Here is a 14,162-nt window from a genome sequence, read left to right as displayed (position 1 = left end):
TCTAATGCATTACGGCACGACGGCGCGTGCCTACTACTGTATCCAACTGCTTACGGCACGACGGCGCGTGCCTACTACTGTATCCAACTGCTTACGGCACGACGGCGCGTGCCTACTACTGTATCCAACTGCTTACGGCACGACGGCGCGTGCCTACTACTGTATCCAACTGCTTACGGCACGACGGCGCGTGCCTACTACTGTAACAATATCGGTGTGTCTTTCATGAAATCGTCCGCCTCGGTTTGCCACATTTTCATATCAGCAGCAAGTGAGCGGATGCGGTCGGCATGCTCAGGCAGGCCCGCGAGGTTTGTTGTTTCCCAAGGATCCTGCTCCAGATCGAAGAGTTGGATGTAATCTGTGCCTTTACCAGTCTCTTCAGAGACATAATAACGGATCAGTTTCCAACGACCATCGCTGATGGTGCGGTGAATATCTTTGTACGCCGCGAAGACTGTAGGACGAACCTGATCCACACACCCCTCCATCAGGGGTACTAAACTACACCCTTCAGTCGTATCCGGACACTCGACACTGGTTAGGTCACAGACGGTCGGAAAGACATCGTAGAGGTAAGTGAGTGCATCAACTGTTGTGCCTTCGGGGATTCCCGGTCCGGCAAATATGGAAGGTACACGGATGCTGTGGTCATAGAGATTCTGTTTGCCGAGCAGCCCGTGTTGTCCAACAGCGAGTCCGTGGTCAGCGGTATAGATGACAATGGTGTTGTCAAGATGTCCGTTGGCTTCCAATGTGTTTAGCAAGCGTCCCATTTCGGCATCTTGGCTGGTAATCATACCGTAGTAATCGGCGATATGTTGTTGAACGATTTCAGGGGTGCGTGGGAATTCTGCCAGCACTTCATCACGAATCCGCATTTCCCCGTTGTCAAACGGGTGTTCCGGGAGGAAGTTTTCTGGAACAGGGACATCCTCAGGTTTATACATCGTCGCGTATTCTCCTGGCGGTGTCCGAGGATCATGCGGTGAAGTAAAGGAGAGGTAAAGGAAAAATGGATCCGTTTGGTCGTAGTTTTCTATAAATTGCACCGCTGAGTCTGTAAACAGTTCCGTAGAAAACTTATCACCAATATACCTATCATCTTGCGGATATTTTCCTGTCGGATCAAAATCGAAAATTGGCACTTTATATTGATTGCCCATGCCACCGAAGAAAATTGACCCGCCATCGTCAAAACTATTGCTAAATGTTTGTCTATCATTATGCCATTTGCCGGAAAAAAATGTGTGATACCCTGCCTCGCGCATGACTTGTGGCCAGACAGCCAAATCTGGGTTAATCTGGTTTCCGCCGCTACGAAAAAGATTAGCACTGGTGAGGACAGCAGCACGACTCGGTACACAGACTGCTCCGACAAGTGAACCCATAATGTGTGTCTGGCGGAAGGTTGTCCCGCGTGCCATGAGTGAATCCATAGTAGGCGTCTTAACGGTCGGGTCACCCATACCGCCGATAGCATCCCATCGATGGTCATCAGCAATCATAAAAAGAACATTCGGTTGTGAGGACATATTTTTAATTTTCCTTGCGAATTTTTAATTTTCCTTGCGGTTAAACAACGTGATTTTGAACCTTTGAGGCACATTCCGTAAATCCGCTCTCCATTACATTACGAGCTACAGGTAAAGAAACATCAAAATTACCAAACAGAGTTGAGACCTAATCAGAAACCACCGCGTAATGAAATGGAGCGGTGTCCAGGAGGCCATAGTTAAAAAATGAAAATTGCGACTATTGAACAATTTTACCCGCGTCGCCGGACGCGGCTCGTTAAGATCACGACAGATACCGGTATCGTCGGATGGGGTGAAACCACGCTTGAAGGTAAACCGAGAAGCACGTGTATGGCTGTTACGGAACTTGCCGACTATTTTATCGGTAAAGATCCGTTACGGATTGAACACCACTGGCAACACGTTTATCGTTCCGCATTCTTCCGAGGCGGTAATATCTTGATGTCCGCTTTGTCCGGCATTGATCAGGCGTTGTGGGACATCGCTGGCAAATACTACGATGTACCTGCCTATCAACTCTTAGGTGGTGCTGTACGCGACCGTATCCGCGTCTATGCACACTGGGGCATCGGGAGCTTAACTGACGAAGGCAAAGCTGCTGCGAAAGAACGCCTCGAATTTTTACAGCAAAAAGGCGGTTATACGGCATTTAAAAGCGGTCCCGGTGGCAAGTGGCGTGGACACGAACCTCCCGCGGTTATTGACGAATTTGTAGAACGCGCCTATCTCATGCGCGAGTGGGTGGGACCCGAAGTCGAACTTGCGTTTGACTTCCACAGTAAGATGACCCCTGCGCTCGCCGTTGAGATTTGTCATGAACTTAAAGGGATGCGTCCGATGTTCGTCGAGGAACCTATTCCACAAGAGAATGTAGACGCGCTCAAACTGATCTCCGACCATGTGCCGTTCCCGATTGCGACGGGTGAACGGCTGCTGACGCGTTGGGGGTTTCGCGAGATATTCGAGAAACAGGCGGTCGCTTACTTACAGCCCGATACCTCCCATGCCGGTGGCATTACTGAACTGAAGAAGATTGCGAACATGGCGGAGGTCTACTATATGCACATCGCCCCGCATTGTGCTATCGGTCCCGTTGCTTTCTCTGCCTCCCTTCATGTGGATGCCGTTGTGCCGAATTTCCTGATCCAAGAACAGATTGATGCCGGGTTAGGGGACGGTCTGTTTATTGAGGATTGGCAGGTTACAGATGGACACATTGAATTGCCGACGAAACCCGGACTCGGCTTTGAAATTGATGCGAACGAGGCAGAACAGACACTTAACACCTACCCTGAAGAACTCGGCGGCGAGTACTATTATGATACCGATGGCAGCGTCGCGGATTGGTAGAGATTGGCTGTCAGCAGTCAGCCATCAGCAGTCAGTAGGCGAGGTTGAAAACCTCACCAGCAGAAAGACGTAGAACGCTCTCTGTTAACGCGACTCACGTTTAGACGACCGGTTTACGGTGTGCAACGTAAGGCGGTTCCAGCATTAACTTCTGATCCTCTTCCGACATCAGGTTGCGAAGTTCGTCATCGTATCTGCCTTGTCCCCATGAGGCGTGTCCTGGTGAATACTTGAATAAAATTGAGCGGCGTTCGTGTGTAGCCGTCCATGGGAGCGTGCCGTGTGTCAATGCTTCGGTGAAGATCACCACATCGCCGGCCTTCTGATGCACGGGTGCCATGCAGGTTTTGTTGTCTACCACCGGTCGGAATTCCGGCGGACACGGGTAGTTGCTCTTATGGCTACCCGGGATGCAACAGAAACCACCGTGTCCAGGCAGCATATCGGTTAACGCCCACGAGACGACAGTTAGTCCGTTATACATCCGATCGTTTCGGAAGACGTAGTACTGCGACGGATCATAAGGCGTGCCGCCACCGTGGAGTGTTCCGCCTGGGTTGCCTTCTATCATTAAGATGCCGTAGACGTGATCGAGCCGAAACTTAGGACCGACGACCTCCGCTAAGCACGGCATAATACGCGGATGGTTAAGCAGTTTACGGAACGCGTCGTTTTCCCAACTTAGGAAGCCACCAAATCGCTGCGAATGAACATTATCATCCACTGGATCCGGATAATCTTGGGCATCAATCAGGGCGTTCAATTCCGCGAGTGCTTCATCGCCTAAAACGCCTTCAATATTCACATATCCCCATAGATCAAACAAATATTTTTCTTCAGGGCTCATGAGACACCTCCGTTAAAGGTAGCAGGCACACGCCGTGTGCCGTAGTCTCTGTCTTATTGATGTGCCGAGCGCGAAGTGGGTTCAAGCCGTGTGACAACGATTTGTTCTCTATCAATCAGTTCACCGACGCGTGGTGACATCTCGTTTTTCCACCGATCATCTTCATAGACCGCTGCGTAGAGCTGCTCTCGCTGTTCTTCGCTCTCGAACCGTCGGATCCAAACGTAGAGATCGTCCTCTTCTTCACCGATGAAACTGCCAATCACAACCATTCCTTTAGATATCTGGAATGGGAGTACCGTTTCTTCCATGTATTTCACCCAGTTTTCGCGTTGACCGGGTTTCGTTCTGTACTGCCTTAATTCAAAAAAAGCCATAAAAATCTCCTTTTTAGTAGTTGTCGGTTATCAGTTTTCAGTTTTCAGTTAAAGAGGAATTCTGTAACAATAGACTGCTCACTGAAGTCCACAAGTTACAGGAGATTGTCACAAAACATCTCTTAACTGATGACCGATAACCGATAACTGATAACTGTTTATATGCGGTTATAACCGTAGCCTTCACCTGTAATCTCAAAGAGTGCTGATGCTGCTTGGAAATGGATTTCTGCGTCCTGGTCTTGGAGAATCGTTTCAAGCAGTGAAACAGCGTTTGTGTTTTTAGCGTCGCCGAGTGCCTTGATGACATCAAGTCGGAATCCTCTCGTAATTTGCGCTTCGTGTAAGGCTCTGAGTTTCTCCACCAGTGCCGTTACGGCTTTGTCGGATCCGATGTCACCCAATGCCCGAGAGGCATCGCGTCGGATTTCCACGTGATTATCGTCGTTGTTCATGACTTCGATGAGTGCGTCGGTTGTTGAGGGATCCGCCAATTCCCTGAGTCCTTGCGTCGCAGCTCGGCGGGTATCCTTATCGGCTTCGGTTTCGCCCTTCATCATCTGCACAAGGTCTGGTATAAACTCCAAAAGTCCGGCTTCCCCGACGGCGAGCGCTGTGGGTTTTCGGATGTCCACATCTGGATCGGATAACCGCGCTCTGAGATCGGATACATCCAGTGCTGCATCTGCCGTTTTGCAACGTCCTAAGGCAACCATCGCGGCATTTCTGACGGGGTTGCTTTCCCATTTATCCGCGGCGCGTTCCGCCATTCTCGATGCAACGAAAGCAGGTAGATCCAGTTTCTTGGCAGCAATAACAAAAATCCGCCAACTCCAATTGCGCCTCCGATCATCAAGTCCGAGGTTTTGTCTGTTTCCTGCATCCTCAAGTGCGACGATGTATTCTGTATCGTCGATGAGTCGCCTGCCGAGGGCTTCGGCTGCGCGGGAACCGCCGATTGTGCCGAGTGCGCGTGCGGCTTTTGTGCGTGTAGAAGCATTTGCTAATACTGCTGTATCTGCGTTCAACGGTATCCGTTTATCTTCAAGAATAGCGATTAGCCTTGGAATTGCCGTTTCACTTTCGAGTTTGCCGAGTGCAATTATGGCATTGTTGGCGATGTCTCCGACCTGGATGTCGAGTGCCCGAATCAAAACATCTTCAACCGATTTATCGCCGATATTACCGAGGGCAGCCACTGCAGCGGCACGGACATTGTCCGGCTCCAGCGGATTTTCGACCATTTCGCTGAGTTTGGCAACCGCTTTTGCATCTCTGAGGGTTCCTAAAGCGGCGGCGGCTTGCAATCGGATCTCAGCGTTTTCATCGGAGAGTGCTGTCAGAAGTGGTGCAGCGGCGCGTTCATCTTTGAGGACACCGAGTGAGATGATTGCAGATGCCCGAATGGATTTCATCTCATCAGTGTTTTCGAGTACAGCGATGAGGGGTTCAACAAGACGGCGTTCTTTAAAACCACCGAGCGAGTTTGCCGCCCGCTTCCGGACAACATAACTCGGATGTTTGAGTTCCTCAAGCATCGCATCGGCAGCAACTTTTTTCGCAGTCGCCCCAAGAATGTGGACGCATGCCCAGCGCGTCCACTCATCATCAGTGGATTTAAGCGCATCGAGAACAAATTCTGCTGTTGCGTCGTTTCCGTCTTTGATTAATGCACCGATGACCTCGTTTTGCACGGAGAGGACTTCGTAGCCGTCATCAAAACTTCCCAAACCTTTCTTCAAAATATCGACAAGTCCCTTATCCGATGCCTGAATTTCTCGGAGTGCTACCGCTGCTTGGAATCGAGTTGTTTCGTATTTATCGCCTCGTAGTGCGGCTAACAACGGATCAATGACCCGCTGCCCTTTAATTTTTCCGAGACCGATGGCTGCTTCTTGTCGGACGACCCCTTGTTTATCTTTTTTCAATGCAGTGATAAGAGCCGTTGTTGCGACATCTCCCTTGACTTCACCGAGTGCCCACGCTGCGCTCTGGCGTACTGTTGCCCGCCCATCATCCTCAAGTGCACGAACAAGCGGTTCTACGACGGTGTCCCCTTTGACGATACCGAGTGCGTGAGCGACTTCACTCCGCACGAGGCTCGGTATCGGTTTGAGTTCACCCCATGTCCGATAGTTTGCGCGCGGGTAATCAACTGTCCACTGAATCTGGAAGGACTCGACCTGTGTTCGGAGCGCGTCAAGTGTTTTATACTCTCGTTTCATGTGCCGCTGAAAGTCCGAGATCTCGTCGAATTGTGTAGACAGTACCCAAAGCAACACAGGCGTAGTTTCGGGTGCCTTGATACGGCTCAGGACCTTGACGGCGTTGGCACGTATGATTGGGCTGGTTTCATCACTGAACATGAGAAGAAGCATCGGTTGTGTGGCTTCCTCAGGTTTGAGTTGCCAGAGCGCAGCGATAGCCGCAAGCCGGAGGGTTTCCCGCATCTGCTTATCCATTGCCATGATAATCAATTTTTCGACGGATTCTTCTGTCGTTACTCCGATTTTCCCGAGAGCCTCCGCAGCGTTAGTGGCAGTGGTATCGTCGTAGGAGAGTGCCTCCGTAAGTGCCGGAACCGCGCGACGCGCACGCATATTGCCGAGTCCTATCGCTGTCAACGCTTTTACCTCTTTATGGGGATCGTTATTTAATGCGTCAATAAGCGGTGTGATTGCGCGCCGGTCCCCGATTGTTCCGAGTGCCTCTGCGATCCTTATCCGGATTTCATTTGTGTCGTTTTTGAGCGCGTCAAACATAGGTGGGACAGCAACACCGCGCATTTCAACGAGTGCTGCCAAGGCATTACCTTGTAATTCTTCGTTTGCTAACTCTTTTATCAGCGGTCGAACAGCTGCTTCCGCTTTGAGGAGTCCGAGCGTTTGGATTGCGGCGGCTTGTGTGCCGATTCGGTATTTTTTCATCCACAGATCGTCAATGTAAGCACTCGCGATGTATTGATAGTCTGTAGTGAAACCAGTATCCTCATCGGGAATCAGGTTTCGCGCTTTCGTTGCTAAAACCTCAAGGAGCGGTGCAGTTGCGGGGTCTCCTATACGGTTGAGCGCATCTATGGCTGTATCTTTGACGTAATTGTTCGGGTCTGCGATCAGTCGAACAAGGTCGGGGATAGCGGTTTCGTCTTGGATGCTACCGAGTAATTTCGCGGCGTGCATTCTGACCTGCGCACTATTATTTTTAAGTGCAAGTTGAAGACCCGGCACAATAGCAACCCCATCGGCTGCACCTGAACTTGCCAATTGTTCAAGCGCGACAATTGCTCTGTACGCGACTTCTGGTGTATTCACTGTTTCCATCAGCGCGTCTTCAAAGGTTAGAATGAGTTCGGGTTTCTGCATCGCGCCAAGAAAGCGGACCGCCTCTTTTTGTATAGCGGGGTCCTTGTGGCGTACTGCTTGCTGCAGCAATTCAATAACTGTATTCCCGCTTCCCAATGTCTCCATAAGTTGTGCAACGGCTGCACGTGCGTCCGGCTGATAGCATTTCTCCGCTGCTAAAAGTCCTTGGACGACAGCAGAATCCGGGTGAGCGACGAGCTCTGTTAGCAATTCTGCTCGCTTTTCGACCGCCTCCGCAAGCGACACGACGAAGAGTCCAGAGATAGAGTTCTGCGCGCGGATGAGCCGTTCCTGTTGGTCGAGATCGTCGGAGTCCGGGTCTTCCAACACTGAGATCGCGAGGATGTCGGCAGCAAGTGTTTCAAGATAAGCATTGGCTTGGACAATCGCTTGGTGCCAAGCCGCTGTCTCGGGGCGTGCCCGGTTCTGTAGGAAGGCTTTCAGATGTCGTGCCTCCTCGTTCCCGGAATCTGTTTTTTCGACTGCCGCCTGTGCAGCGGTATAATCTCCGCGGATGATAGCGGCTCGCGCCTCAATAATATCCCTATTCTCTTTCTCACCACACGCAATTAGAAGGACAATAGCAGCAATGAGTGGGAGATGGATACCGATTCTCAATATATTACAAATTCGCTGTTGTTTCATACCTTTCTCCTATAGTATCAGCAGGCGCGTTCAGATGTCTCTTGTATTTAATTCCCCGCGATCACGAGTTTTGTTAAGTCTGCGATGGCATAGATGTTCCGTCCGATTCGGTTCAACAACGCCAATCGGTTCGCGCGCAGTGCCGGTTCCTCCGCCATAACCAGAATATCATCAAAGAAACTGTCAATTGCGGGTTGTAAAGTGGCAAGTTGTGCTAAAAGTTTAGTGTAATCGCGTTCCTGAATGCTCTGTTTGAAGCCGGATTCTGCCGCAGTGATACGGTCAAAGAGTTGCTTTTCCGCGTCGTCTTGCAGCAGTGTCGTGTCTACGGTCTCTGGCACGCTCGGCGGCAAAATCCTCAGAACTCGATTGAGGGCATTATACACTTCCTCAAAGTTTGATGTCAAGCGAAATTCGGCAAGCGCGCTGGCGCGTTTGTGAATATCAATGATGTTGACATCACCGACAGCCAAGACCGCATCGGCGAGATCAGGTGCGTATTGCTGGTTTTGTAAGATGACGCGTAGGCGTTCTTTGATAAAACCGAGAACACTGGTTTGTGTATCGTCTGCCAACGGCACCGTGTAGAGCGAAATTGCCTTTTCTACAACAGCATCCAAAGAGAGCAGTAACTGTCGGTCTTGTAGGATACGGATTGTACCGAGTGCGTGTCGTCGTAGAGAGTACGGGTCTTGCGAACCTGTGGGACGTTCTTCTATCCCGAAGTATCCGACGATGGTGTCGAGCTTATCAGCGATGGCGAGAAGCGCGCCGACTTCGGTTTCGGGGAGCGGTGTATCCGCCCCGAGCGGTTGATAATGCTCAGCGATAGCAGTGGCAACCGGTTCGGGTTCTCCTGAATTGCGTGCATAGTATCTTCCAGTGATACCCTGTAAGGTTGGAAATTCGATGACCATTTGCGTCGTTAAATCTGCCTTACAGAGCCAGGCGGCACGTTCTGTGTGCGCGATTATCTCTTCTGATACCTGTAGTTCTGCCCCGATGCGTTTAACTAACGCTTTAAGCCGTTTCGCTTTATCTAAGAGTGATCCAAGTTTGGCGTGAAAGATGACCGCTCCCAGACGTTCGACTTTATCAGCGAGGCTGGTTTTCTGGTCTTCCTTGTAGAAGAACTCGGCATCGTTGAGTCTTGCGCGAAGGACGCGTTCGTTGCCGTGCTGAACGCCGTCGAAATTTCCGTCCGTTCCGTTGGAGATCGTGATGAATTTCGCCGCCAGTTCTGATTCGTTTTTCCACATCGGAAAATAGCGTTGATGCTTCTTCATCGCGGTAATTAGCACTTCAGGCGGTAGCTCCAGATGCGATTCACTGAAATTGCCGACGATGGGTTGCGGGTTCTCCACAAGGTAGTTCACCGTATCCAGCAGTTCGTCATCAAGTTTCGGGAGATTATCCTCTATTTTTAAAATGGATGTTACCTGTTTTTTGATTGTCTCGCGTCGCTCCTTGGGACAGACAACCACATCCACCGCACGCAGTGCGTCTATGTATGCGGCTAAGTTCGCCGATGTCAAGGTTATTGGGTCAGGGTGCAGGGAACGGTGTCCATAGGTTACGCGTCCTGCGCGTGCGGCACCGTAGGTACAGTTGATGACCTCATTTCCTAACAGTGCGACCAGCCAACGAATCGGGCGGGCGAATCGGGCGAAAGCACGCGGTTCTTCAGATTTGGTTTCCCAGCGCATAGTTTTCGGAAAACGCAGCACCTCGATCCATTCGGGTAGAAGCACTTGCAATACCTCTCGCGCTGCAACGCCTTTTTCGAGTTTTGAGGCGGCGATGTATTCTCCTCGTTCGGTTTCAACGATACGGAGTGCTGAGAGTTCAACGCCTTGCGTCTTTGCGAAGCCGATTGCTGCTTTTGTCGGTTCACCGTTTTCATCGTAGGCGATCCGTTTCGGCGGTCCCACGACTTCTGTCTCTTCGCTCTCTTGAAGAGTCTTCAGGTCTTTGATGCTGAGCGTAATACGGCGCGGTGTACCAAATGTTTCGATTTCACCGAACGGGATTCTGTGGTTCGTTAGGGACTCGGTTGCGATTTCGCGCAGCTGCACAAGGGCAGGCGGGACATAACTCGCGGGTATCTCTTCCGTACCGATTTCAAATAAGAGATCAACGGTTTCTTGAGGTGATTGTGAAGCGGTTTCGCTTTTTGTAATGGGTGAATCCGCTGTATCAGTTCCTGTACTGAAACGTCCCATGAGGGGATGTTCCATCTCTTCGCGCTGTTTGACGTAAGCGCGTGCGATCCGTTGTGCGAGTCGCCGCACGCGTTCGATGTAGCTCACCCGTTCTGTGACGCTAATAACACCGCGAGCATCTAACATATTGAAGGTATGCGAGCATTTTAAAACATGATCGGTTGCTGGTAGGACTAACCCAGCATCCAAGCAGGCATGGGTTTCCCTCTCGTAGGTGCTGAACAACTCAAAGAGCATCTCTACGTCTGCCTTCTGAAAATTATAAGTCGAGTATTCCACCTCGCTTTGCCGATGCACATCCCCGTAGTTAACGTGTTCATTCCAGCGGATGTCGAAAAAGTCATCTACATCTTGCAGATAGAGCGCGATGCGTTCAAGTCCGTAGGTTATCTCAGCACAGATCGGGTCGAGATCGATGCTTCCCATCTGTTGGAAATAGGTGAACTGTGTGACTTCCGCACCGTTCCACCAGACTTCCCAACCGAGTCCGGACGCACCGAGCGTCGGTGATTCCCAGTCGTCTTCGACAAAGCGGATGTCGTTTTTACGGGGAGAGATACCGAGACTGTAAAGGCTCTCAAGGTAGAGGGGTAGCACATTTTCAGGCGCGGGTTTGAGGATTACCTGATATTGGTAATAGGCACCGACGCGGAAAGGATTTTCGGCATACCTGCCATCAGTTGGACGGCGGACAGGTTCTACGTAGGCTGTCTGCCACGGTTCTGGACCGAGGCATCGTAGGAAGGTTGCTGGGTTAAACGTGCCTGCGCCGACTTCTATATCGCACGGTTGTTGGATGATGCAGCCGTGGTCTGCCCAAAATTTCTCTAACGCTAAAATTATTTCTTGAAGTGTCATATCTATTTTTTCTTTGCACGCTCCGTTTTGAATTGATTGATGCGTATCTATTGTAACATAAACAGATTTCTTTAAGCAATAGATTTTCAAGAGGTCTTTACAGTTTTTACAGACTCTCCTTGACAATTCAATACATGCAAGATATAATTGACAAGATGTATTAACGAAACCCAATTCCATATACTGCCGAACTTCTCTTTATGCTTGAGGAAGGACTTCATCAAATCTCATAAGAAGACACCTTTTAGTAACCAATGTACTTTGAAATTATCGGCAGAATTGAGGATATTGAGACAATCGCAGTAGGGCGACAAATTCGTGAGATTCGGAGGCTCCGTGAACAATACGGTTCTGGAAGATGGCGGAAACTTAAGGGAACTGCTTATATTCGTCTGACGGAAGGCAGTATCCGAAGAGCAGAGATTCATTGGTATGAAGCCCATGGAATTGGGAGAAAAAAGATGAAAATCAAACGATTCTTGGATTAAAACAATGCAAAAGAAATTATCAGAAATGCAATTTGTGCTTTGCATCGAAAATAATGGTTGTGAAGACTTAGAGAAACGAAAGCTCTACCAAATTTTGCCGGACGAAAAGGCAGCGCAAGAGGGATACCTGCGAATCGTTGATGAATCCCAGGAGGATTATTTATATCCTGAATCTTATTTCATTTTTCTCGAACTGCCTCGCAAAGCGCAGGAGGCACTCGTAGCGACAGGTTGAGTTTTCTATATTCCGGCTTGTATATAATCTATGATACGGACCAGGCATCCCAAGCGCGGGATATTGAACGCGCAGAAACCTATTGGCGAGAATATAAGGAGGCACACCCATGAGAGAAATGGGAAACTGGCGCGAGTATCAAATTAGAAGGCTTGCTAATGATCGGGAAGCAGCAATTGACTATCTCCAATTAACAGTGGAGGAATACCTTGCTGACAGTGATCTACCTTTCTTTTTCAAGGGACTTTGAACTTTTATAGAATCATAGGATTTCAGATTCGATTGGAATTCGCTGAAAACTAACGACAATCCCCTAATTATCATCCCACCGTTTTTCAAACCGACGTTTATTTTAGGATATTGTCAAATCATTTTAATAATGACCAGTCGGGTTCGTCCTCTGGGTCGCCGAGGGGGCCATGGGCGTTACGGACAATGCGGCGTTGTGTGTCATACCAATCCGTATAGTTTGTCGCGGGTTGGAGCGTGTCATTACGGGCATCCATCAGGCTTGTGAGAGTATTCTCCATTTCGTCTGCCAACGCTTTTGCTTCGGGTCTGCCAATAAGGTTGTTCATCTGGAGTGGATCTGCTGCTATGTCATATAGCATCCGTTTGCCGTCGAGCCAGCGTGCGTAACTGTGCGTCTTTGTGCGGGCACCGCGCCATTCGTTACCATCTACGAGATAGTCGTAGGTTGCACCGAAGTTCATTGTCAAGACAGCGTCCTGCTCAAAGGTGTCGGTCTCGCCGCGCCAAGAGGCGGAGAGATCGTAGCCTTCAACAGTTCGCGGTGGCTGAATATCGCATAACCCACAGAGCGATGGGAACAGGTCTACGGGGGATGTGAGCGTATCACAGGTGCGGTGGTTTCCATCGAAAACGCCGGGCAGCCGCATAATCAATGGTACTTTGATGGATTCTTCGTAAGGTTCGCGCTTTGCCCAGAAATTAATGCCTTGTGCGCCGCCCTGCGTGCCGTGATCGGATCCGAAGACGAGCAGCGTGTTTTCGACGCGTCCGGTTCTTTCGAGATACGCCATCAACTCGCCGAGCATATCGTCCACCGTTAGCACCATCGCGAGGTAGTGTCGGTAGATATTCAACGACTGTTCTCGAACCGAAGTTGGAACGTTCTCCGGTAGTTCGAGTTCGGCGGGCAGTCGGTCATAGTATTCCTCCGGCGCGAACTCGTAAGGCGTGGAGTGTGCTTGGTGCGGGGAGATAAATAGACAAAACGGGGTATCGTCTGCCACGTCATCCATGAACTGGAAGGCGTATCGGTTCAGCGCATCAGTTTCGTAGCCGTCCCACCTTTCGTTCCGCCAGTCCTTGTCGAGGTTCACAGTGCCGTTGAAATAATCCGTGTGGAAGTTATAACCGCGCCAATGTTGGAAGCCGAGACGGTCGCGTCCTTCGGGAACATAGTCGCGTCCGCCGATTTCTGGGAATGAGCCGGTGTGGAGATGCCATTTGCCGACCCACGCGGTCCGGTAACCGTTTCGGTTGAAAACGTCGCCGAGTCCGATTTCGTCGTGCCGGGTTTTGACGAAGTTGATGAGGTGTCCCGTCGTCTGCGGATGCCGTCCCGTGAGTAGCATGGAGCGGTACGGGGTGCAGACGGGCGCGGTGGCGATTGCGTTTGAGAAGACGGTGCCTTCTCGCGCGAGTCGATCAATATGCGGTGTTTCAATCTGTGTGTCGCCGTATATCGGCAACGAGCATGCTCGGATCTGATCCGCGAGAAGATAAACGATGTTCGGTTTGTCTGTCATATTTTTCGTAGGGTTTGCAAGTTTTCAGAACCTGCTGTTGGAAGTGATGTTCTTCGAGATCGGATTAACGTGGAAGAAGTTCAATCGTTCCGGTTGAGAATGAGATATTGACATCAAAATGCCTCAGAAAATTCAGACCTAATACACCGTTAACCCAAGCGAGAGATTAAACGGAATACGCGCCATTACAACAAATAACCCATCCCTTCTGGAGGTTTACCAGTATAACGTATTGCTGCACCACCTTTGTACTGCCCTGAGGCGTTATAAATATCTGTACGGGATTTGCTATGGACTAAGACGCGTCCTGATAACAATTCCGTATTTTTGCTATGTTCACAATCAACGATGAAGAGCCATTCATCAGGATATTTCTCCGCCATCTCTTCAAGTGTGAGATGTTCGTTTTCCATTTTTATCTCCCCTTTTCAAAGGGTGTTAACGCATTGATTTATATCCATTATA

The 14,162-nt window shown here is 50.0% G+C and carries 12 protein-coding genes; 5 read left to right on the top strand and 7 right to left on the bottom strand.

The genetic code is table 11. From position 1 onward, the window contains the following. The first annotated feature begins 26 nt into the window (after nucleotides 1-26). A complete protein-coding gene (locus OXH00_04430) occupies nucleotides 27-206 on the top strand; it encodes a hypothetical protein (GenBank protein MCY3740244.1) in 180 nt (59 codons plus the stop codon). Here OXH00_04430 and OXH00_04425 read toward each other — a convergent pair. Next, the gene (locus OXH00_04425; protein ID MCY3740243.1) at nucleotides 198-1,535 is read right to left on the bottom strand and encodes a sulfatase-like hydrolase/transferase; all 1,338 of its coding nucleotides are present in this window, start codon (nucleotides 1,533-1,535) and stop codon (nucleotides 198-200) included. The two genes, OXH00_04430 and OXH00_04425, sit on opposite strands and share 9 nt — an antisense overlap. A 207-nt stretch (nucleotides 1,536-1,742) precedes the next feature. Between OXH00_04425 and dgoD the strand changes: the two genes are divergently transcribed. Continuing rightward, a complete protein-coding gene (gene dgoD, locus OXH00_04420) occupies nucleotides 1,743-2,888 on the top strand; it encodes a galactonate dehydratase (protein ID MCY3740242.1) in 1,146 nt (381 codons plus the stop codon). A gap of 100 nt (nucleotides 2,889-2,988) precedes the next feature. Here dgoD and OXH00_04415 read toward each other — a convergent pair whose 3' ends face one another. The 4 genes from OXH00_04415 to glyS form a co-directional block, all read right to left on the bottom strand. Next, nucleotides 2,989-3,735, bottom strand: a complete 747-nt coding sequence (locus OXH00_04415; GenBank protein MCY3740241.1) for a phytanoyl-CoA dioxygenase family protein — start codon at nucleotides 3,733-3,735, stop codon at nucleotides 2,989-2,991. Between the two features lie 53 nt (nucleotides 3,736-3,788). Then, the gene (locus tag OXH00_04410) at nucleotides 3,789-4,112 is read right to left on the bottom strand and encodes an NIPSNAP family protein (GenBank protein ID MCY3740240.1); all 324 of its coding nucleotides are present in this window, start codon (nucleotides 4,110-4,112) and stop codon (nucleotides 3,789-3,791) included. A 158-nt stretch (nucleotides 4,113-4,270) separates the two neighbouring features. Further along, nucleotides 4,271-8,119, bottom strand: a complete 3,849-nt coding sequence (locus tag OXH00_04405; protein MCY3740239.1) for a HEAT repeat domain-containing protein — start codon at nucleotides 8,117-8,119, stop codon at nucleotides 4,271-4,273. 47 nt (nucleotides 8,120-8,166) lie between these two features. Continuing rightward, nucleotides 8,167-11,199: a glycine--tRNA ligase subunit beta gene (glyS, locus tag OXH00_04400; protein MCY3740238.1), complete on the bottom strand. Its 3,033-nt coding sequence runs from the start codon at nucleotides 11,197-11,199 to the stop codon at nucleotides 8,167-8,169. A gap of 254 nt (nucleotides 11,200-11,453) precedes the next feature. Between glyS and OXH00_04395 the strand changes: the two genes are divergently transcribed. From OXH00_04395 to OXH00_04385, 3 genes are all read left to right on the top strand, one after another. Beyond that, nucleotides 11,454-11,687, top strand: coding sequence for a hypothetical protein (locus tag OXH00_04395; GenBank protein ID MCY3740237.1), 234 nt, complete (start codon nucleotides 11,454-11,456; stop codon nucleotides 11,685-11,687). Nucleotides 11,688-11,691: 4 nt separating this feature from the next. Continuing rightward, entirely contained in the window at nucleotides 11,692-11,922 is a 231-nt protein-coding gene (locus OXH00_04390) for a hypothetical protein (GenBank protein MCY3740236.1), read from the top strand. 109 nt (nucleotides 11,923-12,031) lie between these two features. Continuing rightward, nucleotides 12,032-12,172: a hypothetical protein gene (locus OXH00_04385; protein MCY3740235.1), complete on the top strand. Its 141-nt coding sequence runs from the start codon at nucleotides 12,032-12,034 to the stop codon at nucleotides 12,170-12,172. A gap of 118 nt (nucleotides 12,173-12,290) precedes the next feature. Here the strand turns inward: OXH00_04385 and OXH00_04380 are convergent, their stop codons facing one another. Both OXH00_04380 and OXH00_04375 read right to left on the bottom strand, forming a co-directional pair. Next, nucleotides 12,291-13,697: a sulfatase-like hydrolase/transferase gene (locus tag OXH00_04380; GenBank protein MCY3740234.1), complete on the bottom strand. Its 1,407-nt coding sequence runs from the start codon at nucleotides 13,695-13,697 to the stop codon at nucleotides 12,291-12,293. Nucleotides 13,698-13,882: 185 nt separating this feature from the next. Further along, nucleotides 13,883-14,110, bottom strand: a complete 228-nt coding sequence (locus OXH00_04375; protein MCY3740233.1) for a hypothetical protein — start codon at nucleotides 14,108-14,110, stop codon at nucleotides 13,883-13,885. Nucleotides 14,111-14,162 lie beyond the last annotated feature (52 nt).

This window comes from Candidatus Poribacteria bacterium, from assembly GCA_026706025.1.
GTDB lineage: Bacteria > Poribacteria > WGA-4E > WGA-4E > WGA-3G > WGA-3G.
Note: the sequence above shows the minus strand (reverse complement) of the source record. Positions and strands in the feature narration are given on the sequence as shown.

Bases quoted from the DNA above. Each gene is read 5' to 3' on its own strand.
- OXH00_04425 (MCY3740243.1), bottom strand. From the start codon at position 1,535: ATGTCCTCACAACCGAATGTTCTTTTTATGATTGCTGATGACCATCGA.
- dgoD (MCY3740242.1), top strand. From the start codon at position 1,743: ATGAAAATTGCGACTATTGAACAATTTTACCCGCGTCGCCGGACGCGG.
- OXH00_04415 (MCY3740241.1), bottom strand. From the start codon at position 3,735: ATGAGCCCTGAAGAAAAATATTTGTTTGATCTATGGGGATATGTGAAT.
- OXH00_04410 (MCY3740240.1), bottom strand. From the start codon at position 4,112: ATGGCTTTTTTTGAATTAAGGCAGTACAGAACGAAACCCGGTCAACGC.
- OXH00_04405 (MCY3740239.1), bottom strand. From the start codon at position 8,119: ATGAAACAACAGCGAATTTGTAATATATTGAGAATCGGTATCCATCTC.
- glyS (MCY3740238.1), bottom strand. From the start codon at position 11,199: ATGACACTTCAAGAAATAATTTTAGCGTTAGAGAAATTTTGGGCAGAC.
- OXH00_04395 (MCY3740237.1), top strand. From the start codon at position 11,454: ATGTACTTTGAAATTATCGGCAGAATTGAGGATATTGAGACAATCGCA.
- OXH00_04390 (MCY3740236.1), top strand. From the start codon at position 11,692: ATGCAAAAGAAATTATCAGAAATGCAATTTGTGCTTTGCATCGAAAAT.
- OXH00_04385 (MCY3740235.1), top strand. From the start codon at position 12,032: ATGAGAGAAATGGGAAACTGGCGCGAGTATCAAATTAGAAGGCTTGCT.
- OXH00_04380 (MCY3740234.1), bottom strand. From the start codon at position 13,697: ATGACAGACAAACCGAACATCGTTTATCTTCTCGCGGATCAGATCCGA.
- OXH00_04375 (MCY3740233.1), bottom strand. From the start codon at position 14,110: ATGGAAAACGAACATCTCACACTTGAAGAGATGGCGGAGAAATATCCT.